The sequence below is a fragment of the Kitasatospora sp. NPDC051853 genome (assembly GCF_044452665.1).
Classification (GTDB): domain Bacteria; phylum Actinomycetota; class Actinomycetes; order Streptomycetales; family Streptomycetaceae; genus Kitasatospora.
This window is the reverse complement of record NZ_JBITBY010000001.1, coordinates 1-23,986: the sequence shown is the minus strand read 5'-3', so window position 1 is coordinate 23,986 and position 23,986 is coordinate 1. Positions and strand designations below refer to the sequence as shown.

Sequence of the window (23,986 nt, the reverse complement as noted above, 5' to 3'; positions counted from 1 at the left end):
CGACCCGGCCGAGCGGCCGGGTCGATCATCCTCGCACACGCTCCTGGGAGCGGGTTAGCCCTTGATCGGCGCCCGGTCCAGGCGGACGTGGTCCACCGCCCAGAACCAGTTGTTGCCGGCGTCGTACATCCGGAACTTCAGGGTCACCGACCCCGCCCCCGCCGGGACGGCGAACTGCCGCGCCACGAAGCTGTTCTGCACGTCCTTGCCGGCGTTGTCGTTCCCGGTCGCGTCCGAGCTGTAGTGGACCAGCCGGACCTCCTGCCCGGTGTCGAACACTGCCGTCACCGCCGCCTTCTGCGGGGCCTCCTGCCGGTAGTGCGAGTCGAAGCCCAGGTGCAGGGTGGTGACGCCGGCCGGGATCGCCACCGCCGGGGAGACCAGGGTGGAGTCGAACTTCCCCTTGGCCGAGGGCGCGCCGGTGTCGTCCCAGTCGTCCGGGTCGGCGACGGCCAGCACGCCCAGGCCCCGGGTGAAGTTGCCCCGGTCCTGCCCGGCCGGGTTGGACCAGGCCCGCTTGGTGTGGAAGGTCCAGCCCTGCAGCCGCGCCGTGCCCTGCGGCATGCCGGGGGCGTTCACCACCGACCAGCCCTTCGGCGCCTGCGCCGTCCAGCCGGAGACCGCGCCGAGCGGGGCCAGCAGCGGGGCCAGCTCCTCGAAGTCCTGGTCCAGCAGGTGACCGGTCATCACCGGGGCGGTGCGGGCGGCCAGTTCCCCGTCGGCCAGCACGAAGCGCTGGCCGGAGCGGGCCCGGGCGGTGACCAGCAGGCGGTGCGCGGCGCCGTCCGGCAGCACGGCGGGCGGCAGCACCTCCCACTCGGCGGTGGCGGTGGCGCCCTCGGCCAGCGCGGCCGGGGCGGCGGTCACCTCGCGGACGGTCCAGCCCGGCGGGACCACCGGGCGGGCCTCCAGTCCGGACAGCGCCGAGGCGGCGGTGAACTTCGCCGTCACCCGGGCCGGGCGGCCCGGCAGCACGATCGCCTCGTCGATGGTGGCCGAGGCCGCGCCCAGCGCCACGTCCAGGACGAGCGCGTCCACCAGGCCCATCGCCGGGTCGGTCACCCCCTGCTCCTGCCCGGGCATCCGCCCGGCGTAGCGCCGGCGGAACGTCAGGTCGCCCTGCACGCCCACCGCCACGTCGTACCAGCCCTCGCGGCCGACCTTGACCCGCACCGGACGGGTGTCCTGCCCGGTGATCCGGACCTCCTGGACTCCGCCGCCGTACGCCAGGTCGCCGATCAGGAAGGTCTGCGGGCTCTTCGACCGGTTGATCAGGTGGAACTCCAGCACCCGCTCGGCGCCGGACTCCTCGAACAGCTCGACCTCGTACTGCGCGGCCGCGTCGCCGCGCAGGTGCCAGAGCGCGCCGTTGGGGCCGTGCACCCGCAGGTCGTAGCCCTCGGGGCCGACCGGCCAGCTGTCGGAGAGCTTCCCCTTGGCGCCCACCGTGTAGTGCCGGGGCGCCACGCCGGGCGCCGGGTAGGCGGCGAACACCGCGCCCTGCTTGCCGTGGTTGGCCAGATCGAGCGTCAGCCGGCCGTCCCGCACCCTCGGCTTCAGCTTGAGGTTGTACGGGGTCGGCCGGGCAGTGCGGGTGCCGGTCTGCTGACGGGGCGTCCGCTGCGGGCTGGGCACGGTCGGGGCCGGGAGCTTGCCGGTGTCGGTCACCTTCTTGCGGTTGCCGCTGGTGTCCGGCAGCTGCGGCCAGACCGGGTCCTCGCCGGAGAAGTCGAAGACCGAGGTCAGGTCACCGGTGACCGCCCGCCGCCAGAGGCTGATGTTGGGCTCGGCCACGCCGAAGCGCTTCTCCAGGAAGCGCAGCACCGAGGTGTGGTCGTAGACGGTGGAGTCCACCACTCCGCCGCGGGTCCAGGGCGAGACCACCACCATCGGCACCCGCACGCCCAGGCCCATCGGGTAGGGGCCGGACTCCAGCTTCTCCCCCGCGGGCAGCTGGTCGGCCCAGGCCAGCGAGCCGTCCGCGGCCCTCACCCGGTACCGGCCGTCCTGGCCGACCACCCGGTGGTAGGTCGAACCGCCCTTGCTCACCCGCACCACCACCTCGCCGTCCACCGGCACGGTGGAGGCGCCGCGCCCGGCGGCCAGCGGCGGCACCGGGGGCAGCAGGTGGTCGAAGAAGCCGCCGTGCTCGTCGTAGTTGAGGATGAAGACGGTCTTGGCCCAGACCTCGGGCTTGGTGGCCAGCGCGGAGAGCAGACGGGCCGTCAGGTGCTCGCCGTTCGGCGGCGCGTAGTTGGCGTGCTCGGAGAGCGCGGCGGGGGCGACCAGCCAGGAGACCTGCGGCAGCTTGTCGGCCTGCACGTCGGCGGTGAACGCCTCGACCAGCGCGTCGCCCATCGCGAACGGGTCGCCCTTCTTCGCCGGGTCGCCGACCATCTTCATGCCGCGCTCGTACAGCGGCTCACCGGGCTTGGCCTGCTGGAACGGCGCGAACCAGGCCAGCGCGTTGTCGTCGTAGTTGTCCAGCGCCTGGTAGGTCCGCCAGCTGACCCCGGCCGCCTCCAGCCGCTCGGCGTAGGTGGTCCACTCGTAGCCGCCAGGGATCTCGGTGTTGTCCGTCACCGGCACGTCCCGGACGGTGCCGCCGCTGGTGCCGGTCATGAAGTGGTCGCGGTTGGTGTTGGTGTTGCACTGCACCGAGGCGAAGTAGTGGTCGCAGGTGGTGAAGACCGAGGCGATGGCCGAGTAAAACGGCATGTCGGCGGGCTCGTAGTAGCCCTGGCCCAGCCAGCCGGAGGAGCGGCGGGAGACCGCGCCGTCGGCCAGGCCATCGTTCCACACCTTCATCGAGTCGACGAAGCCGAAGGCCGGGGCACCCTGCTGGTAGGCGTTGGTGTGCGCGGCGTTCATCGGGAACGGCGCCAGGTACCCCTCCTTCCGGGAGGCGTCCGGCTGGTGCAGCACCGAGCGGCCGTTCACCCCGCGCACGGCGGCCCGGTCCCCGAAGCCGCGCACCCCGGGCAGGGTGCCGAAGTAGTGGTCGAACGCCCGGTTCTCCTGCATCAGCACCACCACGTGCTGGATGTCCGCCAGCTTCCCCGGCTTGGCGGGGGCGGCCAGCGCCTCCCGGACGCTGAGCGGCAGGGCGGACAGGACCGCGGCCGCGGCCGCGCCTCCGAGCAGGGTGCGGCGCGAGACTTCGGGACTCATCAGGGGGTGCTCCTCGTTCGGCTCCCGGCCGCGTTCCGGCCCGGACCCGCCCATGTCTAAGCGGCCGAGGTGTACACACAACAATGATCACGTGACGGGCCGGTGAGGCCGAGTTGTCCAGACAAGCTGACGGCCCGTCACGGCACCGACCGGTCTAGCCCACCGGCCAGGTGTGGACCGGCTCACCGGTGCGCGAGTGCTCCATGTAACGGCGCGTCATGGCGGCGATGGCCGAGCCCCGGTCCATCCCGTAGTGGTCCCGCAGCCGGTGCACGGTGGCCGCCTGCCAGGCCGCGCCGTTGGTCCTGCGCAGGCAGCGCTGCTCGATGATGCCGAGGTAGCGGTCCCGGTCCCCCGGCTCCACGCCCCAGTCGTCCAGGCCCTGACGGGCCATCGGGAGCAGCTCGTTCAGCACCAGCTCGGTGGCGGCCACCGGCACGGTGCCCCGGGCTCCGCGCCCGGACTTCGGCCACTGCAGCACCGTGTCGATGCCGTACCGGGCGGCGGTGTGGAAGTTCTCGTCCGCCTGCTCGAAGGCCAGCCGGGTCCAGACCGGCTTCGGCTGCTCGGCCAGCACCCGGACCAGCCCGTAGTAGAAGGCCGCGTTGGCCAGGGTGTCCACCACCGTCGGCCCGGCCGGCAGGCAGCGGTTCTCCACCCGCAGGTGCGGCACGCCGTCGGCGACGTCGTAGACCGGCCGGTTCCACCGGTAGATGGTGCCGTTGTGCAGCCGCATCTCGGCCAGCTTGGGGATGCCGCCGGAGGCCAGCACCTTGACCGGGTCCTCGTCGTCGCAGATCGGCAGCAGCGCCGGGAAGTACTTCTGGTTCTCCTCGAAGAGCTCCAGCGCGGAGTTCACCCAGCGCTCCCCGAACCAGGTGATGGGGCGCACGCCCTGCGCCTTGAGCTCCGCCGAACGGGTGTCACAGGCCTGCTGGAAGAGCACCGGCCTGGTCTCCCGCCAGAGCTCCCGGCCGAACAGGAAGGGCGAGTTGGCACCGAGCGCCAGCTGCACCGAGGAGATCGCCTGGGCCGCGTTCCACACCGAGGCGAACCGCTCCGGGGTCACCTGGAGGTGCAGCTGCAGCGAGGTGGCGGCGGCCTCGGCCACCATCGAGACCGACTCCACGCTGAGCCGCTCCACCCCCTCGATGTCCAGGGCGATGTCCTCGCCCCGGGCGGCCAGTATCTGGTCGCTGAGCAGGGTGTACCGGTCGTTGTGCGACATCGCCTCCAGCCCGGTGTGGTCCAGGTCCAGGGTCGGCAGGATCCCGACCATGACGATCCGGGCGCCCACCTCCTCGGCCTTGCGGTCCGCGTACCGCAGCCCGGTGTCGATCTCCTCGCGCAGCTCGTCCAGCACGTGGCCGGTGAGGCGGCGGGGCGCGATGTTCACCTCGATGTTGAACTGGCCCAGCTCGGTCTGGAAGTCCCCCGAGGCGATCGAGGAGAGCACCTGCTCGTTCCGCATCACCGGACGCCCCAGGTCGTCGGCCAGGTTGAGCTCGATCTCCAGGCCCACCATGGCCCTCGGACGGTCGAACCGGCCCTCGCGCAGCATCCGCTCCAACGCGTCCAGACAGGACTGGAGCTTGCGCCGGTACAACTGCCGGTCGGACAGTTCCGCGCGCGTCGCGACGACCTTCTCGCCCATGGGTGCCCCTCCACCTAGCCGAACGGTCCCTGCATCATGCCCAGCCCGAAGATCCCTAGCCTCCTGCTCGAACGCGGTTGGCCGACAAGACTCCTGACGACACGTCAGCCATTCCCCTACTTGCCGACAGGCACTGAATGTGATAGGAAAGTCACCCTGTGCATCCGTTCGAGCAGGATTCGCACAGTCCCCGCCCGGCACCCGCCGCCCCCGAAGGACCTTCGAGCGGCAGGCCCGCGCCCGCAAGCGACCATGCCCAACCGGACACGGCCCGGGTCCCCGACCCACCAGCCGGTATGCCGCACTCGCACGCCGTTTCCAGCACGGAGAGGCGACCCACCATGACCCTGCAGACCCCCCAGCCACCGCCGGGCGCCCTGAGCGCCGTCCTCGGCGCGCTCGACTGCGAGTCGGCGCTCGGCCCGCTCGCCGCCCTCCCCCTCGCCTTCGCCACCGGCGACGGCGAGGGGGAGGCGGGCGAGCGGCTGCACCCGACGCACCCGCTCGCGGTGCACGTCCTCGACGAGCCCGGCGCCCCCCTGGCCGGCGCCCGCCGGACGGGCTGGCGGTTCCTGATCGAAGCCGGCGTCGGCGGCCCCGTGGCCGCCGCCGAAGTCACCGAGACGGCCGAACAGCTCCACGTCTTCTCGCACTTCACCGCCGGCCCCTACCTGGACTCCACCCTGCGCGCCCTGCGCCAGGCCCACCAGATCGCCATCTCCGCCCGCACCCGGCACCACCCCCGGCTGCTCTCCATCCCCGGCCACTACGCCACCGCCCTCTGGCTCCACCACCCCGACCCGGGGCCCGCGGTGGACCTCCTCATCCCCCTCGCCCCGGCCCCGCTCGGCATCACCGCCCACCGCGTCTACCCCGCCGGCGAACTGCTCGCCCTCCTCGCCCGCCCCCTCGCACCCGCCGGGCGCTCCTGACGCCCACTCACCCGAAAGGGCCACTGCCGCATGACCTTCCGGTCGGGCGGCAGTGGCCCTTTTTCCATCTGAACGGGTGATCCCTGGGCACCGCTTGTGGCGCATGTCACGAAATCGCTGCGAGAAGGGCTCGGGATGACGACACTGGGAACCGACGCGGGGGGCCGTCAGTCCTACCCGTCGGAGCACCGGTTCACACCTGGACCGGTCAGGGGAATCTGAAGCGAGGGTACGACGATGTGCCAGCACCAGCCTGAGTGTCCGTCCGCACTGTCCACCGACCGCGAGGCCGCCGTCCCGATGGCCTTCCACCCCGACCAGGGCTGGAGCCTCCTGTGCAACGGCGTCCTCCTCTTCGAGGACACCGGCGAACTCCTCCCCGACGGCCGCATCATCGCCCCCCGCCGCCCGCTCGTGTCCGCCTAACGCCCGGCAGGGCAAGCGAAAAGGGGCGCGAGACCCCTCTCGATCTGCGGCTCCGCCGCGCGGGCGCGCAAGCCCTCGCCACCGACCAGCGGCAGGGCAAGTGAACAGGGGCGCGAGGAACTGCGCGCTTCGGGAGGCGGCCCACCTGCAACTGACCCACCATCAGCCAGTTGCAGGTGCTGCCGTTCCACCCTCGCGCAGTTCCCCGCGCCCCCGGGTCGGCCGCTTTCGCGGCCCTGCCTCAGCTGCCGTACTCGTCCAGCGGCGGGCAGGAGCAGACCAGGTTCCGGTCCCCGTACGCACCGTCGATGCGGCTCACCGGCGGCCAGTACTTGTCCGCCGGGTTGACGCCCGCCGGGAAGACCGCCTCCTGGCGGGTGTAGCCGTGCTCCCACTCACCGGCCAGCGTCGCCGCGGTGTGCGGAGCGTTCCGCAGCGGGTTGTCCTCCGCCGCCCACTCGCCGGAACCGACCTTCTCGATCTCGCCGCGGATCGCGATCATCGCGTCGCAGAAGCGGTCGATCTCGCCCAGGTCCTCCGACTCGGTCGGCTCGATCATCAGCGTCCCGGCGACCGGGAACGACATGGTCGGCGCGTGGAAGCCGTAGTCGATCAGGCGCTTGGCGATGTCGTCCACCGTCACGCCCGTCTCCTTGCTGAGCGGACGCAGGTCGATGATGCACTCGTGCGCGACCAGCCCGCCCGGGCCGGTGTAGAGCACCGGGAAGTGCGGGGCGAGCCGCTTGGCGATGTAGTTGGCGTTCAGCACCGCGACCTGGGTGGCGCGCTTGAGGCCCTCGCCGCCCATCAGCCGGACGTACGACCAGGAGATCGGCAGGATCGCGGCCGAGCCCCACGGGGCGGCCGAGATCGGACCGACACCCGTCGCCGGGCCGGCCTCCGCCTGGAGCGGGTGGTTCGGCAGGTACGGGGCCAGGTGCGAGCGGACCGCGACCGGGCCGACGCCCGGGCCGCCGCCGCCGTGCGGGATGCAGAAGGTCTTGTGCAGGTTCAGGTGCGAGACGTCCGCGCCGAACTTGCCCGGCTTGGCCAGGCCGACCAGCGCGTTGAGGTTGGCGCCGTCGACGTACACCTGGCCGCCGGCCTCGTGCACGGCCGCGCAGATCTCGGTGATCTCGGTCTCGTACACGCCGTGGGTCGACGGGTAGGTGACCATCAGCACCGACAGCTGGTCGCGGTGCTGCTCGATCTTGGCCTTCAGGTCGGCGACGTCCACGTCACCGTCCGGCAGGGTCTTCACCACGACGACCCGCATGCCCGCCATGACCGCCGACGCGGCGTTGGTGCCGTGCGCCGACGAGGGGATCAGACACACGTCGCGCTCGACGTCGCCGTTCGCCCGGTGGTACGCGCGCACCGCCAGCAGACCGGCCAGCTCGCCCTGCGAACCGGCGTTCGGCTGGATCGACACGGCGTCGTAGCCGGTGACCTCCACCAGCTGCTGCTCCAGGCCGCGGATCAGCGTGAGGAAGCCCTCGGCCTGGTCGACCGGCGCGAAGGGGTGCAGCTGGCCGAACTCGGGCCAGGTGACCGGCTCCATCTCGGTGGTGGCGTTGAGCTTCATGGTGCAGGAGCCCAGCGGGATCATGCCGCGGTCCAGCGCGTAGTCCCGGTCCGAGAGGCGGCGCAGGTAGCGCAGCATCGCGGTCTCCGAGCGGTGGCTGTGGAAGACCGGGTGGGTGAGGTACTCGTCCTCGCGCAGCAGCGCGGCGGGCAGCGCGTCGGCGGTCTCGGTGACCTCGGCGGTGACGCCGAAGGCGGACCAGACGGCGGCCAGGTGCTCGCGGGTGGTGGTCTCGTCGCAGGAGATCGAGAGGGTGTCCTCGTCCGCCTGGTAGAGGTTCACGCCGTTCGCCCGCGCGGCGGCGGCGATCTCGGCGGCCTTGCCCGGCACCTTCGCCGTGACGGTGTCGAAGAACTGACCGCTGGTCAGCTCCACGCCGCCGGCGCGCAGGCCCTCGGCCAGCGCGGCCGCGTAGCGGTGGGTGCGGCGGGCGATCTCGGCCAGGCCGTCCGGGCCGTGGTAGACCGCGTACATGGAGGCCATGACGGCCAGCAGCACCTGGGCGGTGCAGATGTTGGAGGTGGCCTTCTCGCGGCGGATGTGCTGCTCGCGGGTCTGCAGGGCCAGGCGGTAGGCGCGGTTGCCGTCGGCGTCGACCGAGACGCCGACCAGGCGGCCGGGCAGGTTGCGGGCGTACGCGGCCTTGACGGCCAGGTAGCCGGCGTGCGGGCCGCCGAAGCCCATCGGCACGCCGAAGCGCTGCGAGGTGCCGCAGGCGATGTCGGCGCCGAGCGAGCCCGGGGACTTCAGCAGGGTGAGGGCCAGCAGGTCGGCGGCGACCGCGACGACCGCGCCGAGGCCGTGGGCCTGCTCGATCACCGGGGCGAGGTCGCGGACCTCACCGGTGGCGCCGGGGTACTGGAGCAGCACGCCGAAGACGCCGCGCTCGGCGATCTCGGCCGGGATGCCGGCCGAGAGGTCGGCGACGACCACCTCGACACCGGTCGGCTCGGCGCGGGTCTCGATCACCGCGATGGTCTGCGGCAGGGTGTCCGCGTCGACCAGGAAGACGCCGCCCTTGACCTTGGTGACGCGGCGGGCCAGCGCCATCGCCTCGGCGGCGGCGGTGCCCTCGTCGAGCAGCGAGGAGCCGGAGGTGTCCAGGCCGGTCAGGTCCGCGACCAGGGTCTGGAAGTTGAGCAGCGCCTCCAGGCGGCCCTGCGAGATCTCCGGCTGGTACGGGGTGTAGGCGGTGTACCAGGCCGGGTTCTCCAGCACGTTGCGCAGGATCACCGGCGGGGTGAAGGTGCCGTAGTACCCGAGGCCGATCATCGGCTGGAGGACGGTGTTGCGTCCGGCCAGCTCGCGCAGCTCGGCGAGCACCTGGGCCTCGCTCCGGCCGGCGGGGAGGCCGAGGGCGGTCAGGCTCTTGATCGCGTCCGGCACCGCGGCGTCGGACAGCTCGTCCAGCGAGCCGTAGCCGACGTGCGCCAGCATCTTCTCCTGGGCGGCGGCGTCGGGGCCGATGTGACGGTTCTCGAACGGGCTCGCGAGTTCGAGCTCGGTGAGGGTCGGCTTGGCGTTCATGGGGGTCGAGGCCTCCTGGTCACGGACCGGCGGGGGTACGCACGCCGTCGGCCATCGCCGCCGTGGGACAGCGGGGGCCTCGAACGCACGAACCCGTCAGGCCTCCCCCTCTGTCATCTGTACCTGAGAGCTTCGCCCGCACGTAGCAGCCCGCGGCCGCCCGTCGGCTTGCACCGTCGGTGAGGGTGGGGTCCGCCGGCTCCCTCGCCGTCGGTCCTGCCCTGCTTTCCAGAGTGACCTACCCCGCACGGTACGGATGCCTGAGAGATTCCGGGGAGGGTTTGCTCCTTCGGCGCCCTTCTCCGCCGGGGCGGAGGGGACTCTCCCGAGCGGGCTCGGCAGTCGCGCCCAGGGTACCAGCGGTCGCGTCGCAGATCACGGGCGCCCCCGGCGCGCTCCGGCCGCTCACGACGCGCCCTCGAACGGCCCATCTCCCTCCCCAACGGCGGCGTTCGAATGGCCGACGTCCGATTGATGGCTTTTCGTGTGAAGTGCGGCCGGGCAGCTCTGCCGACCGCCCCCTGACGGAGTGTCACAGGGGCTTTCGTACCTCTCCTCTGGAGGACAGCGTGCAGACCGACATCGACCCGCGAGACCTGATCGGGCACAAGGCGGTCGACCGGAACGGTGACAAGATCGGCACCGTCGACGAGGTCTACCTCGACGACGCGACCGGCGAACCCGAGTGGGCGGCCGTCCGCACCGGGATCTTCGGCCGGGACGCGTTCGTCCCGCTGACCACCAGTGAGTTCTCCGGCGAGGAGCTCCGGGTCCCCTACGACAAGTCCCTGATCAAGGACTCCCCCGACTTCGGCGTCGGCCAGCACCTCTCCCCCGCGCAGGAGCTCCAGCTCTACCGCTACTACGGCCTGGACACCGGCACGCCCGTCGCCGCCCCGGTGGCGGCCGCCGCCGTCGCCACCAACGGCACGGACACCGCCAAGGACCTCGACTTCGGCACCATCGGCACCACCAGCAAGGAAAGCAGCAGCGTGAACGCGACCACCACCGCCCCGACCATGACGGCCGCTCCGATGGCCTTCACCGCCACCACCGAGATGCCCGTCGCCGCCCCGGTCACCACCACCAAGCCGGCCGAGTCCGCCACCCCCGTCCCCACCTCCACCACCCCCACCGTCCCCGGCAACGCGCCCAGCGGCCCGGTGGAGATCACCTGCCGCGAGGAGCGCCTGGACGTCACCACCGAGTGGCACGTGCTGGGCACCGCGAAACTGCGCAAGTACGTCACCTCCGAGGCGGTGGAACGCAAGGTCCCGGTGGTCAAGGAACGGGTCCGGGTCGAACGGGTCCCGGTCACCGAGGCCGAGCGGGCCGCCCTCAGCGAGCAGGAGATCGCCGAGGCCGTCGAGGAGGTGACCCTCCGGGAGGAACGCCCGGTGGTCCGCAAGTACCTCGCCCCCATCGAACGCGTCCGCCTGGTCGTCGAGCGCTACACCGAGGAGGCCGTCATCCACGACGAACTCCGCCGCGAACAGGTCGAGATCCACGACGACACCACCGCCGCCCCGGACGCTCCCGCCACTCCCCCGCCCCCGCAGAACACCGGCCGCCCCGAGCCCCTGCGCCCGTCCTGACGGACCCTCACACCGAAGCCGCCCCTCCGGGGGCGGCTTCGGCGTTCGCTGCTTCGGTGTGCGCTGCTTCACTTTGCCAAAGCTTCACCAGAGAATATTTGACACAGTGAAGTATCTCCCGTCATGGTTACTTCAGTCCCTTGACTTTCAACTGAAGGAAGCTTCCGTGAGGCCGAGCAGCACGCGCGTGCTCCCCGCCCTGGTGCTGGCGATGCTGGCATTCAGCGTGGTGCAGACCGCCGTCGTCCCGATCCTGCCCTCGCTGGCGCGCGAACTGGACGTCTCCGGTTCCAGCATCACCTGGCTCATGACGGCCAACCTGCTGTCCGCCGCCGTCCTGACCCCGCTGCTCGGCCGCTTCGGCGACCTCCGCGGCCGCAAGCCGATGCTGCTGGTCTCCCTCGGCGGCCTGGTGGCCGGCTCCGCGCTGGCGGTCGGCACCCACTCGTTCACCTGGCTCGTGGTCGCCCGCGTGCTCCAGGGCGCCGGCGGCGGCGTGCTGCCGCTGGCGATCAGCATCGTCCGTGACGAGCTCCCCAAGGAGAAGGTCACCGGCGGCGTCGCGGCCATCTCCGCCTCGATGGGCGTCGGCTCGGGCCTCGGCCTGGTCGCCACCGGCCTGCTGCTGGAGCACTGGGACTACAAGTCCATCTTCTGGATGGGCCTCGGCTTCGGCCTGCTCGCCGTCGCCCTGGTCGCCCTGCGCGTCCCGACCGACCCGGTGGTCGACAAGAACGGCGGCGCCGACCCGCTCGGCGCGCTCACCCTGGCCGGCTGGCTCTCCGCCCTGCTGATCGCGGTCTCCCAGGGCAACACCTGGGGCTGGACCTCCAACCGCACCCTGGGCCTGTTCGCCGTCGCCGCCGTGGTCGCCCTGGCCTGGGGGATCATCGAGGTCAAGGTCAAGCACCCGCTGGTGGACATGAAGATGATGGCCCGTCCGGCCGTCGCCTTCACCAACATCTCCGGCCTGCTGATCGGCTTCGGCATGTACGGCTCGTTCATGGTGATCAGCAACTTCGCCCAGACCCCGGAGAAGCTGGCCCACTACGGCTTCACCGCCAGCGTGCTGCACGCCGGCGTCATGCTGCTGCCCTCCGCGGTCGGCTCGATGGTCGCCGCCCCGGTCGGCGCGCTGCTGATCGCCCGCCGCGGCCCCCGCCTGCCGCTGGTGCTCGGTGGCGTGCTCGGCTCCGCCGCCATGGTCTACCTGGCGCTGCGTCACTCCGCCGAGGGCGACATCTACTTCGCCTCCGCCGTCTTCGGCCTCGGCGTCGGCCTCGCCTACGCGGCGATGCCCGCCTACATCAACGGCGCCGTCCCGGCCGAGCAGTCCGGCATCGCCAACGGCATGAACGCGGTGCTGCGCACCGTCGGCGGCGCCGTCGGCACCGCCGTGATGGCCGCGATCCTGACCGGCGACACCATGAAGCTGCCGATCCCGGTCCAGCTGCCCACCCTGGACGCGTACAAGCACGCGTTCTGGGTCGCCGCCGCCGTCTGCCTGGTGGCCGCCGTCGTCCCGTTCGCGATCCGCCGGATCAAGGAGACCCCCGCTCCGGTCGAGGCGACCGCCTCGCCCGAGCTGGTGAAGACCGACGCCTGACGAGGCGTCACCACCGGGCGTGCTCAGGGACGGGTCACGCCCGGTGGGCTCCGGCCGCCGCCGGTACGCGAGGGCATCGCGCCCGGACGAGCGGCCGCAGGATGAATGGCCCCCGCACCACTGGACACGGTGCGGGGGCCGTCGTCATTCCCCGCTCCCGTCCTCCGGCTCCGGCTCCGGCTCCGGCTCCGGCTCCGGCTCCGGCCGCACCATCCCCGGCCGCAGCGGCAGCGGCCCCGAGGGCTCCAGCTCCGGGTCACCCACCGCGAAGGTCCGCACCCGGCCCACCTCGCCCTGCGGCGTCTCGAAGCGCACCGTCACCCGCCCGACCCCACTGCCCTGCACCCAGCCGGGCCCCAGCCGGGCGTGCGTCACGTCCTGCCCGGGCCGCCACTGCCGGGCCACCGCCGCCGGCACCACCGGCTCCGCGGCCGGCTCCTGCTCCGGTGCGTCGGCGGCCTCGGCCTCCTGCTCCTCCCGCTCGGCCTGCGCGAACAGGTCCTCCTGGGTGAAGTCGGCCAGCTGCGCCACCCCGACCCCGAGCAGCCGCACCCCGCCGGTGATGTCGACCTGCTGGGCCAGCCGCCGGGCCGTCTCGGCGATCACCACCGGGTCGTCCGTCGGGGAGCGCAGCGTCTCGGAGCGGGTGATGGTGGAGAAGTCGAAGCGCCGCACCTTGAGCACCACCGTCCGCCCCGAGCGCCCGGCGGCGTGCAGGCGGCGGACGCAACGGACCGTCAGTTCGTCGATCTCGCGCAGCACCCGGCCGCGGTCGGCCAGGTCCACCTCGAAGGTGTCCTCGACCGAGACGGACTTGGCGTCCCGGTCCGGCACCACCGGCCGCTCGTCCAGGCCCAGCGCCATCTGGTGCACCCCGGCCCCGTGCGCCCGGCCGAGCAGCTGCACCAGCTCACCCTCCCCGGCCTCCGCCAGGTCCGCCACCGTGGTCAGCCCGGCCCGGCGCAGCACCTGCTCGGTGGCGGGGCCGATCCCGGGCAGCGCCCGCACCGACATGGTGGAGAGCACCGCCCGCTCCCGGCCGACGCCGATCAGCACCAGCCCGTCCGGCTTGGCCTGCTCCGAGGCGATCTTGGCCATCAGCTTGGAGCCGGCCACCCCGACCGAGCCGGTCAGGCCCGTGCGCTCCGCGATGTCGGCCCGCAGGTCGGTGGCGATGGCCACGGCCATCTCCGCCCCGGCCGCCGGGCCGGCCCCGGCCAGCGCGGGCCCGTACGGCCCGGCCTCCAGGTCCACGAAGGCCTCGTCCACGCTGAGCGGCTCGACCAGCGGGGAGAGCTCCCGCAGCAGGCCCATCACCACCTCGCTGACCTGCCGGTAGGCGTCGTAGCGCCCGCTCAGGAAGGCCGCGTTGGGGCAGAGCCGGCGGGCCTGGGCCATCGGCATCGCCGAGTGCACGCCGAACTTCCGGGCCTCGTACGAGGCGGTGGAGACCACGCCCCGGACCCCGAGGCCGCCGACGATGACCGGCTTCCCGCGCAGGCTCGGCTTGGCCGCCTGCTCCACCGCGGCGAAGAAGGCGTCCATGTCGAGGTGGAGAATGCTCGGCACCGACCGCACCCGCCGATCATCCCGCACACCACCGACAGAACCGGTCAGCGGGGAGCGGCCAGGGCGGCCCCGATGCCGTGCTCCTTGTCGCCCCAGAAGGTCGGGTCCGGCTCGAAGACGGCGTCGAAGGCCGCCTTGGCCGCGCCGGGGATCTCCCGCAGGCCGCCGTAGTACCAGGTGGCGTTCGGGTCCTCGTCCACGCCGACGGCGTAGGAGTCGATGCCGGCGGCCTGACAGAGCGCCAGCACCCGCCGGGCGTGGAAGGTCTGACTGACCAGCACCGCGCGGTCCACCAGGAAGATGTGCTTGGCCCGGGTGCAGGAGTCCCAGGTGTCGAAGCCCGCGTAGTCCTCGACCACCTTCCCGGCCGGCACGCCGTGCTCGACCAGGTAGGCCTTCATCGCGGTGGCCTCGTCGTACTCGGTGCGGCTGTTGTCCCCGGTGACCAGCACCGCCTGGATCTTCTCCTGCCGGTACAGCTCCACCGCCGCGTCCAGCCGGTGCGCCAGGTACGGGGAGGGCTTCCCCTCGAAGAGCCCGGCCCCGAAGACCACGCCCACCGGCGCCGCCGGGGCCCCGGCCACCGTGCCGACCCGGTCCCCCGCCGCCAGCCAGAGCCAGCTCATCGGCACCAGGGCGACCGTGCTCGCCACCACCAGGGCCTGGAACCACCGCCGTTGGGTGGCCCGGCTCCGCAGCAGCCGGGCCACTGCCGCCCGGCCGTGCAGCGCCCCTCGGCGCACCGTCCGTCCTGCCCGTCGTACCGCTCGCACTCGCGTTCTCCCCTTGTCGTCCGCGGGGAGTGACGCCGGGTCAGCCCGCCCGGTTGCGCCGCTGCGCCAGCTCGTCGCCCGGGTCGTAGCCGATCACCGTCTCGCCGGTGTCGGTCCGCTCGGCGTGCAGCCGCCCGAGCGTGCCCTCCAGCTCCTGCCGGACCGCGCCGACCGCGATGCCGAACATGCCCTGACCGCCCTTCAGCAGGTCGACCACCTGCTGCGGCGAGGTGCACTCGTACACCGTGGCGCCGTCGGACATCAGGGTCAGCCCGGCCAGGTCGGCCTCGTCCACGCTCTGCAGGTGGCCGACCGCGATCCGGATGTTCTGCAGCGAGACACCGGTGTCCAGCAGCCGCTTGACGATCTTCAGCAGCAGGATGTCCCGGAAGCTGTAGAGCCGCTGCGAGTTGGCCGGGTAGGCCGTCCGCACGCTCGGCTCCAGCAGGCCCGTGCGGGCCCAGTAGTCCAGCTGGCGGTACGTGATGCCGGCCGCCGCGCAGGCCGTCGGGCCGCGGTAGCCGATCAGCGCCGAGGTCGGCGCCAGCCGCTCGATGGCCGGCTGGCCCGGCTGCACCGCGGGGAAGCGCGCGAACCGCGGCAGCTCCGCCCCGGCCTCCAAGCCCTCCGGGGACCGCTCCAGCACCGTGCGCGCGGAGCGCGGGACGTGCACGGAGCACTGGCCGGTGCCGTCCGCCCCGTCGCCAGAGCCGCTCATGCCTACCTCCGTCCGCTCCGTCGTGATGGGCCGTCATTTCCGGCGGCACGTGCCACCGGGGCCACAACTGACGGTAGGCAGTCGCCCAGGACCCGTCAACGATCGCCACGCCGGGGCACCGGGACCATGTCACCCGGCCGAGTGGTTTTTCGTGCCCCTAGTGTGGGTATGCGGATGCACTTTGGCAAAAGCCGATTTGCGCGACGGTCCGACCGGGGGTTACTGACCCCCGGTCAGGCGGTGGTCACTGCTGGCCACCGAAGTCCTCCGGCGAGACCTGGTCCAGGAACTCGCGGAACTTCTCGACCTCGTCCTCCTGCTCGTCCGGGATCGCGATGCCCGCCTCGGCGAGCACCTCCTCGGCGCCGAAGATCGGCGTCCCGGTGCGCAGCGCCAGCGCTATCGCGTCGGACGGCCGGGCACTCACCTCGACCCCGCCGGAGAACACCAGGTCGGCGTAGAAGACGCCGTCCCGCAGATCGCTGATCCGGACCTCCGTGAGGTCCTGTCCGAGCGCCTCCAGCACGTCCTTGAACAGGTCGTGGGTCAGCGGCCGGACCGGCGTCATCCCCTGCTGGGCGAACGCGATCGCGGTGGCCTCGCCAGGCCCGATCCAGATCGGCAGGTACCGATCTCCCCCGACCTCCCGAAGCAGCACGATCGGCTGGTTGGAAGGCATCTCCACCCGGACACCCACGACGTCGAGCTCATTCACACTGGCAACCCTATGGCCCCGGTCCCGGATATGAAAGCGCAGCCGGTCAACGGTGCCCGGACGAACGGACAACGTTCACTGCGGGCGCGCCTACGGCCGGGCCCGCAGCCCCGCCTGCACCATCGCCGCGTGCAGACGCACCGAGAGGGTGGCCAGCTCCCGCGCGGTCGCCTCGGCGTGCGCCCGGGTCTGCGGATTGCGGTGCCGGCGCAGCGGCGCGACCACCTGCTCCACCAGCGCCACCTCGCGGTCGGCCGCCGCCTTCATCGCCCGCAGGTGCCGCGGCTCCAGCCCGAACCGGCCCAACTCGCCCACCAGCCGGGCGACCTGGAGCGCCTCGCCGTCGTAGCCGCCGTTCGGCCCCGGGGCGATCAGCCCGTAGGACTCCCACTCCGCCAGCTCCCCCTCGCCCGCCTCGGCGGCCGCCAGCAGCTCGGCCCGGCCGAGCCGGACGCCCCCGCCGGCCGGCACCGCCACCAGCTCGCGGTCGGCCTCCTCCAGCGGGCCCGGCCGGCTGTCCGGCCCGGGGAGGGCCGGTGGCGCCTCCCCGCGCTCGATCGCGTCCAGGTGCTCGCGGATCACCCGCAGCGGCAGGTAGTGGTCGCGCTGCATCCGCAGCACGTACGCCAGCCGCTCCAGGTCGGCGGAGCTGAACTTGCGGTAGCCCGAGGGCGTCCGCTGCGGCTCCACCAGCCCCTCCGCCTCCAGGAAGCGGATCTTCGAGATGGTGACCTCGGGGAAGTCGTCCCGCAGGAACGCCAGCACCGCACCGATGCTGAGCAGTTCGTCGCCGCGCCGCCTGGCCTCGCCCGCTCGGCGCGAACCCGGAACGGGCGAGGACTCGGTGGTGGAAGGGGTGGTCACACGGGCTCCTGCCGACGTCGGATCCAGTCCCCCCGGACTACGGCCTTGCGGTCTCAGTACCCCCGGTGCTGGCTGGCGAAGAAGACCAGGCGGTACTTGCCGATCTGCACCTCGTCGCCGTTGCCCAGCTGGACCTCGTCGATCCGCTCCCGGTTGACGTAGGTGCCGTTCAGGCTGCCCACGTCGGCGACGCTGAAGCCGCCCGGACGGCGCCGGAACTCCACGTGCCGCCGGGAGACCGTGACGTCGTCCAGGAAGATGTCGCCCTCGGGGTGACGGCCCGCCGTGGTGACGTCCTTGTCCAGCAGGAAGCGGCTGCCCGAGTTCGGGCCGCGCTGCACGATCAGCAGCGCCGAGTGCGGCGGCAGCGAGTCGATCGCGGCCAGCACGTCGGCGTTCAGCGCCGGGGTGGCGCCGGTGCCGGTCGTGGTGTTGGGGTCGTAGGACTCCAGGCCGTGGATCGAGATCGTCGAGGTGACCTCGGCCGAGTGCTCCGGAGCGCCGCCACGCAGCTGGTTGCCGCAGTTGGAGCAGAAGCGCGCCGTGGCGGGGTTCTGGTTCCCGCAACGGGGACACGGGCTCGGACCACCAGCCATGTTCACAGCCTCCTGGAGGTCCACACCCGGCAGGGTCTGACCGGCGTAGGGGTCATTCTGGGCGAACCCTCCACCAGAGGTTGAGGGTCCAGACTGGAAACCTATGCGCGGAGCACCGGCCTGATCAACCGACGCGCCGTAACCCGCCGGATTCTGCCCGCCGTCCCGGAACAGCGGACGCTCGGCGTACTCCGCCGACTCCGGCGAGGGACGCATCCCCGGCACCGAGGACTCCTCCGCACGGTGGCGGGCGGTCGGCTGCTCGACCGCCGCAGCGCGGTTCTTGTTGCGGCCGAACAGCTTCGAGAACAGACTCACGGGCGAATCCCCTTGCGTGTGACAGACCCGCCCGCGGGGCAGGGTGTGCGGTTCGGACAGGCGGCCGGCCGCAGTGACGGCCGGAATCGGACGGGCGCTCGGCCCCAGTCTCCCCGACCGGGATGCCCACGCCCGCACCGGGGGCGGTGCGGAACTGACGGACCGTAGGTCGGTCGGGCCGTCACTTCGCCGCCGGCTTGGCGTACTGAGGGACCGTCGGAGCGGCCAGCGCGTCGACCACGACCTTCTGCTCCTGGGTGATGGTGGCGCGCGCCTTCTGCTTCTCCAGGCTGCGCACCACGCCGCCCGGGATGTTCAGGGCGGGCGTCAGATCCTGCGGGTTCCCCACCACGGTGAACCGGTACGGAGTGGACAGGTTCTTGCCGTCCACCTGCACGCGGTCCTCACCGCTGTCGGTGAAGTAGCTCCCGGCCACCACTCGCACGTCGTTGATCTGAATCGCCTCCGCCCCTGCGGCTCGGAGTTCCTGCAGGGTGTCCAGCAGCATATCGGCCTTCACCTGCCGCTGGGGATCGTCGATCGTCAGCACGATCCCCGGGCCGGTCGCGCGGACCGTACCCGCCAGCACCCCGAGCTCCGTCGCCTTCTTCCTGGTCTGCTCCTGGGCCTCCTTGGCCTGGTTGGAGCTGTTCTCCAACTGCGCCAGGGACTGCTCCAGCTGCGTCTTCTCCTGCTGGAGACGCTGCTGACGGCTGTCCAGTTCGTCGAGGATGCGGACCAGGTCCTCCTGCCGCGCACCGCGCAGCTGGCTGTGGTCGTTGGTCGAACGCACCTGCACCGCCAGCGCGAAACCCAGCACCAACAGCAGCGTGGCCACCACGAGCTGACCCCGCGACAGACGCGGCGGCCAGAGCGCCGTACGCAGCCGCCGGCGCGGCGTGTTCTCGTCCGCCACCGGCTCGGCCCCGGGCTCCGGAACGACCACGGGTCCCGGTACGACCACCACCGGCTCCGGCTCCGACTCCGGCTCGGAAGCGACCACGGGCTCCGCCTCCGGCACCGCCACGGGCTCCGGTTCGGAGACGCTCTCCGGCCCGGGCGTGTCGGGCTGCTCCGGCTCCTCCGGGGAGGGCTCCGGCCTCTTCTTCTCCTCCTCAGCCACGGCTCCTCCTCTCAGGCCCGGAACACGTGCCGGCGGATCGCCGCGGCGTTGGAGAAGATCCGGATGCCGAGCACGACCACCACACCGGTGGAGAGCTGCGAGCCCACCCCCAGCTGGTCGCCCAGGTACACGATCAGCGCGGCCACCACCACGTTGGAGAGGAAGGAGACCACGAAGACCTTGTCGTCGAAGATCCCGTCCAGCATCGCCCGGACGCCGCCGAACACCGCGTCCAGCGCCGCCACCACCGCGATCGGCAGGTACGGCACCACGGCGTCGGGCACCTCGGGCTGCACGATCAGACCGGCGATCACGCCGATCACGAGACCCAGCACGGCAATCACGGGGTAGCTGCTCCTGAGGTGTCGGGCTGCGCGTACCGCAGCGTGATGCCGAGCGCGCCCGGCACCGTCAGCTTCTTCTGCACGGTGAGCGTGGACTTGATGCCGTAACTGTCCTGAATGATCTTCAGGTACCGCCCGGCCTCGCCGTCCTGGAAGGACTGGCCGAACTTGGCGCCGTCGCCGATCGCCAGCACGGTGTACGGCGGCACCAGCGGCCGGTTGTCGACCAGTACCGCGTCACCGGCCGCCCGGATCGCGGAGAGCTCGGTGAGCCGCTGGCCGTTGATCGAGACGGCCTCCGCCCCGGCCCGCCAGACGCCGTTGACGACCAGTTGGAGGTCGCGGTCGCGCAGCCGGCCGGTGTTGGAGAAACCGTCGGCCTGGCGCGGGTCGGAGACGCTGCCCCCGGCACCGGTGCCCGAGGCGTCCTCCAGCACCAGCTTGAACCCCGGGCCGACCACCTCGGCGGTACCCGCCCGGGCGGCCAGCTCGGCCAGGGCCGAGCCGCCGTCGCTCTGCAGCGCCTGGCCCTGGGCCTTCTCCACCTTGCCGCGCAGCTCCTGGATCTGCTGCTGCATGTGGTCGGCCGAGCCGGTGGCGTCCTGCACCCGCTGCACCAGGGCGTTCCGCTCGCGGGCCAGGGTCGGCGCCGCCTGCTGGGTGTTCACCGCCCCGACGGTCACCACGGTGGTGGCCAGCGCCAGGCCGAGGGCCAGCACCAGCTTGCCCTTCACGGCGGTCGGCATCCGGCTCGGGCCCGCGCCCTCGCGGGCCTTGGCGGCCTCGGCGTAGCCCTCGTCCAGCCCGTGGTCCATCACGCTGGTCAGCAGGGACATCGAGGCGTCAGGGCGCGCGTAGCGTCCGTCCCGGTCGTTCGGCCTCGGCGATGCTGGCATGCGAGACATCGTCCCATGTCGCCGACCGGGTGAACGCACACCCCCCGCCGTGAACTGCCCGATCGGTCACCCGATCGTGACCGGAACGTCCCGGGGCGGGCGGTTCGCACCGCCCGCCCCGGTCCTTCCGCCCCGCCTACCTCCCCGCGCCGTCCACCACGGCCGCCCACTCGTCGAGCAGCTGCTGCGTCGCCGCGTCGTCCGGGCCCTCCGCCCACAGGTGGGTGACGGCCTCGGCCGGGTCCGGCAGCACCAGCGTCCAGCGCCCGTCCGCCTCCACCACCCGCACGCCGTCGGTGGTGTCCAGCCGCCGGTTGCCGGCCGCCTCCACCACCGAACGCATCACCATGCCCTTGGCCGCCCACGGCGTGGCGATGTCCCGCCGCTGGATGTGCGCCTGCGGGATCCGCGCGTCGATCTGACTCAGTGTCAACTGGGTCCGCGCCACCAGGCCCACCAGCCGCACGAAGGCCGCGGCCCCGTCCAGCACCCCGCTGAACTCCGGCACCACGAAACCGCCGCGCCCGTCCCCGCCGAAGATCGTCGAATCCGCCGCGGCCGCCTTGGCCAGGTCGTCCGGCGAGGTGGTCGTCCAGATCACCTGGGTGCCGTGGTACGCCGCCACCTGCTCGGCGATCCGGGTGGTGGTCACCGGCAGCGCCACCTGCCCGCTGCGCCGCTCGGCCGCGACCAGGTCGAGCAGGACCAGCAGCGCCCGGTCGTCCTCGATCACCCGCCCCAGCTCGTCCACGAAGGAGACCCGCTCGCCGACCGGGTCGAACCGCACCCCGAACGCCGCCCGCGAGGAGGAGACCAGCTCCCCCAGCCTGGCCAGCCCGGCCCGCCGCTCCTCCACGTCCTCCGTCGGCCGCGCCTCGTCCAGGCCGCCGCTGACGGTGAGCGCCTCCACCCCGAGCCGCCCCAGGATCGACGGCAACACCAGCCCGGCACTGCCGTGCGCGGCGTCCACCACCACCTTCAGCCCGGCCTCCCGCACCCCACGGGTGTCCACCGCCCGCAGCAGGTTCCCCGCGTACGAGTCGAAGACGCTCGCCGGGTGCTGCAGGTCCCCGATCTCCCCCGGGAAGGCCCGTCGGTACTCCTGGCGCGCGTACACCCGGTCGAGCTTGCGCTGCCCGGCCTGCGACAGGTCGGCCCCGCGCTCGTCGAAGAACAGGATGTCCAGCGAGTCCGGCACCCCGGGCGAGGTCCGCAGGAAGATCCCGCCCGCACCGCCGCGGGCGGTGTGCTGCCGGGCCACCGGCATCGGCACGTTCTCCAGGTCGCGCACGTCGATCGCGCTGGTCTGGAGGGCAGAGATCATCGCCCGTTTGAGTGCCCGGGCACCGCGCGAGTGGTCACGCGCGATGGTGACGGTGGCGCCCTTCTTCAAGGTGGTGGCGTACGCCCCGGCCAGCCGGACCGCCAGCTCCGGGGTGATCTCCACGTTCAGGATCCCGGAGACACCACGCACCCCGAAGAGGTGCTCCTGCCCCCGGGACTCCCAGATCACCGAGGTGTTGACGAAGGCACCGGCCTCCACCGTCTTGAACGGGTAGACCCGGACGTTGCCCGAGATGATCGACTCCTCGCCGATCAGGCACTCGTCCCCGATCACCGCCCCGTCCTCGATCCGGGCCGCCCGCATCACATCGGTGTTCTTGCCCACCACGCAGCCGCGCAGGTTGGACTGCGGCCCCACGTACACGTTGTCGTGGATCACCGCCTTGTGCAGGAAGGCCCCGCGCTTCACGACCACGTTGGAGCCCAGCACCGTGTGCTCCCGCAGCTCCACCCCGGCCTCGACCTTGGCGTAGTCCCCGATGTACAGCGGCCCGCGCAGCACCGCCTCCGGGTCCACCTCGGCCCCCTCGGCGATCCACACCCCGGGAGAGATCTCGAAGCCGTCCAGCTCGACCTCGACCTTCCCCTCCAGGACGTCCGCCTGCGCCTTGCCGTAGCTCTCGTGGGTGCCCACGTCCTCCCAGTAGCCCTCGGCGACGTAGCCGTAGACCGGCTTGCCCTCCTTGAGCAACTGCGGGAAGACGTCGCTCGACCAGTCCACCACCTCGCCGGCCGCGACGTAGTCGAAGACCTCCGGCTCCATGACGTAGATCCCGGTGTTCACGGTGTCCGAGAAGACCTGCCCCCAGGTCGGCTTCTCCAGGAACCGCTCGACCCGGCCCTCCTCGTCGGTGATGGTGATCCCGAATTCCAGGGGGTTCGGCACCCGGGTCAGACAGACCGTCACCAGAGCGCCCTTGCTCCGGTGGAACTCGATCAGGTCCGTGAGGTTGAAGTCGGTCAGCGCGTCACCGGAGATCACCAGGAACGAATCGTCCCGTAGCGCGTCCTCCGCGTTCTTCACGCTTCCCGCCGTGCCGAGCGGGATCTCCTCATTGGCATAGGTGAGGTGCATACCCAGTTCTTCACCGTCCCCGAAGTAGTTCTTCACCAGGGAGGCGAGGAACTGCACGGTGACGACTGTGTCCGAGAGGCCGTGCCGCTTGAGCAGCCTCAGTACGTGCTCCATGATCGGGCGGTTCGCCACCGGCAGCAGTGGTTTGGGCATGCTCGAGGTCATCGGGCGAAGGCGAGTTCCCTCGCCCCCTGCCATCACAACGGCTTTCATTCGGGTGCGTCCTCCTTCGCGGCGCTGGAAAACCCCTGCACGGGCTTCCATCAAACCGTTCCGCAGGCATCTCTACCCGTTGAGTCTCCCCCGACGCACCGGAGGGGCGTGGGACTCGTCTCGTCCCACGCCCCTCCGGCGCACCGCACTTCTTCTCGATCAGGCCGCGACGGCCCGATCCGCCTTCACCAGCTGCCGCACCTGAATGGCGTACAGCACGCCGGCCCACCAGTAGAGGACCGTGCCCCACCAGATGAACGCCCAACTCACCACCGCGGCCGGATCCGCCAGCCAGCTGTCACCGTCGCCCAGGAGCAGAAGCGGAAAGGCGTACATCAGATTGAACGTCGCCGCCTTCCCCAGGAAGCTCACCTGGAGCGGCCCGTACCCGTGCTTGCTCAACACCGGCAACAGCGCCCCCAGGAACACCTCCCGCGCCAGGAGGATCGCCGTGACCCACCAGGGCAGGATCTCCCGCCAGGTCAGCCCCACCAGGGTCGACAGCACGTACAGCCGGTCCGCGGCCGGGTCGAGGATCTGCCCGAGCCGGCTGATCTGCCCCCACCGCCGCGCGAGCTTCCCGTCCAGGTAGTCGCTGATCCCGCTCAGCATCAGGACGGCGATCGCCCAGCCGTCGTTCTTCGGCCCTCCGAACACCGGCCAGAGAATCAGCCACAGGAAGATCGGAACGCCCACCAGCCGGCCCATGCTCAGCAGGTTGGGAATGGTGAGGACGCGGTCGGTCTGGACGCGCGTCTCCTGGACCTCCACGAGGGGGCCTCCCTGTACGGTACGAAAACGGTGCGGACTGACCATACAACAGAGAAGCCCCCCATCCTGAGGATGAGGGGCTTCTCTTGAATGATTGTTCGGCGGCGTCCTACTCTCCCACAGGGTCCCCCCTGCAGTACCATCGGCGCTGTGAGGCTTAGCTTCCGGGTT

General features: G+C 71.9%; 18 protein-coding genes, 1 rRNA gene and 1 riboswitch. Of the genes, 4 read left to right on the top strand and 15 right to left on the bottom strand.

Annotated features, from left to right (window positions below):
• Positions 1–54 precede the first annotated feature (54 nt).
• Together ACIA8O_RS00095 and ACIA8O_RS00090 are read right to left on the bottom strand one after the other, a co-directional pair.
• Positions 55–3,171, bottom strand: coding sequence for a phosphocholine-specific phospholipase C (locus tag ACIA8O_RS00095; RefSeq protein WP_396291189.1), 3,117 nt, complete (start codon positions 3,169–3,171; stop codon positions 55–57).
• 154 nt (positions 3,172–3,325) lie between these two features.
• On the bottom strand, positions 3,326–4,825 hold the full coding sequence (locus ACIA8O_RS00090; protein ID WP_396291188.1) for a glutamate--cysteine ligase: 1,500 nt from the start codon (positions 4,823–4,825) through the stop codon (positions 3,326–3,328).
• 341 nt (positions 4,826–5,166) lie between these two features.
• Here ACIA8O_RS00090 and ACIA8O_RS00085 point away from each other — a divergent pair, with 341 nt between their 5' ends.
• Together ACIA8O_RS00085 and ACIA8O_RS00080 are read left to right on the top strand one after the other, a co-directional pair.
• Entirely contained in the window at positions 5,167–5,757 is a 591-nt protein-coding gene (locus tag ACIA8O_RS00085) for a hypothetical protein (protein ID WP_396291187.1), read from the top strand.
• A gap of 237 nt (positions 5,758–5,994) precedes the next feature.
• On the top strand, positions 5,995–6,183 hold the full coding sequence (locus ACIA8O_RS00080) for a DUF5999 family protein (RefSeq protein WP_396291186.1): 189 nt from the start codon (positions 5,995–5,997) through the stop codon (positions 6,181–6,183).
• Between the two features lie 241 nt (positions 6,184–6,424).
• Here the strand turns inward: ACIA8O_RS00080 and gcvP are convergent, their stop codons facing one another.
• The gene (gcvP, locus tag ACIA8O_RS00075) at positions 6,425–9,295 is read right to left on the bottom strand and encodes an aminomethyl-transferring glycine dehydrogenase (RefSeq protein ID WP_396291185.1); all 2,871 of its coding nucleotides are present in this window, start codon (positions 9,293–9,295) and stop codon (positions 6,425–6,427) included.
• Between the two features lie 238 nt (positions 9,296–9,533).
• Positions 9,534–9,633, bottom strand: a riboswitch (glycine riboswitch).
• A gap of 231 nt (positions 9,634–9,864) precedes the next feature.
• On the opposite strand from gcvP, the gene ACIA8O_RS00070 reads away from it, so the two are divergent.
• Positions 9,865–10,890 (top strand): PRC and DUF2382 domain-containing protein, encoded by a 1,026-nt coding sequence (locus ACIA8O_RS00070; protein ID WP_396291184.1) that lies wholly within the window; start codon positions 9,865–9,867, stop codon positions 10,888–10,890.
• A 166-nt stretch (positions 10,891–11,056) separates the two neighbouring features.
• Positions 11,057–12,496: an MFS transporter gene (locus tag ACIA8O_RS00065; protein WP_396291183.1), complete on the top strand. Its 1,440-nt coding sequence runs from the start codon at positions 11,057–11,059 to the stop codon at positions 12,494–12,496.
• Between the two features lie 144 nt (positions 12,497–12,640).
• Here ACIA8O_RS00065 and ACIA8O_RS00060 read toward each other — a convergent pair whose 3' ends face one another.
• From ACIA8O_RS00060 to rrf, 12 genes are all read right to left on the bottom strand, one after another.
• A complete protein-coding gene (locus tag ACIA8O_RS00060; protein ID WP_396291182.1) occupies positions 12,641–14,074 on the bottom strand; it encodes a DNA polymerase IV in 1,434 nt (477 codons plus the stop codon).
• Positions 14,075–14,109: 35 nt separating this feature from the next.
• Positions 14,110–14,808, bottom strand: a complete 699-nt coding sequence (locus tag ACIA8O_RS00055; protein WP_396291181.1) for a vancomycin high temperature exclusion protein — start codon at positions 14,806–14,808, stop codon at positions 14,110–14,112.
• A 70-nt stretch (positions 14,809–14,878) separates the two neighbouring features.
• Positions 14,879–15,556: a MerR family transcriptional regulator gene (locus ACIA8O_RS00050; RefSeq protein WP_396291180.1), complete on the bottom strand. Its 678-nt coding sequence runs from the start codon at positions 15,554–15,556 to the stop codon at positions 14,879–14,881.
• Positions 15,557–15,800: 244 nt separating this feature from the next.
• Positions 15,801–16,271, bottom strand: a complete 471-nt coding sequence (locus ACIA8O_RS00045; RefSeq protein ID WP_380148371.1) for a bifunctional nuclease family protein — start codon at positions 16,269–16,271, stop codon at positions 15,801–15,803.
• A gap of 90 nt (positions 16,272–16,361) precedes the next feature.
• Positions 16,362–17,054, bottom strand: a complete 693-nt coding sequence (locus ACIA8O_RS00040) for a MerR family transcriptional regulator (RefSeq protein WP_396292094.1) — start codon at positions 17,052–17,054, stop codon at positions 16,362–16,364.
• A 134-nt stretch (positions 17,055–17,188) separates the two neighbouring features.
• On the bottom strand, positions 17,189–18,049 hold the full coding sequence (locus tag ACIA8O_RS00035) for an FHA domain-containing protein (protein ID WP_396291179.1): 861 nt from the start codon (positions 18,047–18,049) through the stop codon (positions 17,189–17,191).
• A 181-nt stretch (positions 18,050–18,230) separates the two neighbouring features.
• Positions 18,231–19,172 carry a DUF881 domain-containing protein gene (locus tag ACIA8O_RS00030; RefSeq protein ID WP_396291178.1) on the bottom strand — a complete coding sequence of 314 codons (942 nt, stop codon included), beginning with the start codon at positions 19,170–19,172 and terminating at the stop codon, positions 18,231–18,233.
• 11 nt (positions 19,173–19,183) lie between these two features.
• Positions 19,184–19,516, bottom strand: coding sequence for a small basic family protein (locus ACIA8O_RS00025; protein WP_380148365.1), 333 nt, complete (start codon positions 19,514–19,516; stop codon positions 19,184–19,186).
• Positions 19,513–20,412 (bottom strand): DUF881 domain-containing protein, encoded by a 900-nt coding sequence (locus ACIA8O_RS00020; protein WP_396291177.1) that lies wholly within the window; start codon positions 20,410–20,412, stop codon positions 19,513–19,515. The genes ACIA8O_RS00025 and ACIA8O_RS00020 overlap by 4 nt, the downstream gene beginning before the upstream one ends.
• Positions 20,413–20,548: 136 nt before the next feature.
• Positions 20,549–23,044, bottom strand: coding sequence for a sugar phosphate nucleotidyltransferase (locus ACIA8O_RS00015; protein ID WP_396291176.1), 2,496 nt, complete (start codon positions 23,042–23,044; stop codon positions 20,549–20,551).
• 159 nt (positions 23,045–23,203) lie between these two features.
• Positions 23,204–23,815 carry a CDP-alcohol phosphatidyltransferase family protein gene (locus tag ACIA8O_RS00010; protein ID WP_396291175.1) on the bottom strand — a complete coding sequence of 204 codons (612 nt, stop codon included), beginning with the start codon at positions 23,813–23,815 and terminating at the stop codon, positions 23,204–23,206.
• A 96-nt stretch (positions 23,816–23,911) separates the two neighbouring features.
• Positions 23,912–23,986, bottom strand: a 5S ribosomal RNA gene (gene rrf, locus ACIA8O_RS00005); the annotation flags it as partial.

Bases quoted from the DNA above. Each gene is read 5' to 3' on its own strand.
- ACIA8O_RS00095 (WP_396291189.1), bottom strand. From the start codon at position 3,171: ATGAGTCCCGAAGTCTCGCGCCGCACCCTGCTCGGAGGCGCGGCCGCG.
- ACIA8O_RS00090 (WP_396291188.1), bottom strand. From the start codon at position 4,825: ATGGGCGAGAAGGTCGTCGCGACGCGCGCGGAACTGTCCGACCGGCAG.
- ACIA8O_RS00085 (WP_396291187.1), top strand. From the start codon at position 5,167: ATGACCCTGCAGACCCCCCAGCCACCGCCGGGCGCCCTGAGCGCCGTC.
- ACIA8O_RS00080 (WP_396291186.1), top strand. From the start codon at position 5,995: ATGTGCCAGCACCAGCCTGAGTGTCCGTCCGCACTGTCCACCGACCGC.
- gcvP (WP_396291185.1), bottom strand. From the start codon at position 9,295: ATGAACGCCAAGCCGACCCTCACCGAGCTCGAACTCGCGAGCCCGTTC.
- ACIA8O_RS00050 (WP_396291180.1), bottom strand. From the start codon at position 15,556: ATGAGCGGCTCTGGCGACGGGGCGGACGGCACCGGCCAGTGCTCCGTG.
- ACIA8O_RS00020 (WP_396291177.1), bottom strand. From the start codon at position 20,412: ATGCCAGCATCGCCGAGGCCGAACGACCGGGACGGACGCTACGCGCGC.
- ACIA8O_RS00015 (WP_396291176.1), bottom strand. From the start codon at position 23,044: ATGAAAGCCGTTGTGATGGCAGGGGGCGAGGGAACTCGCCTTCGCCCG.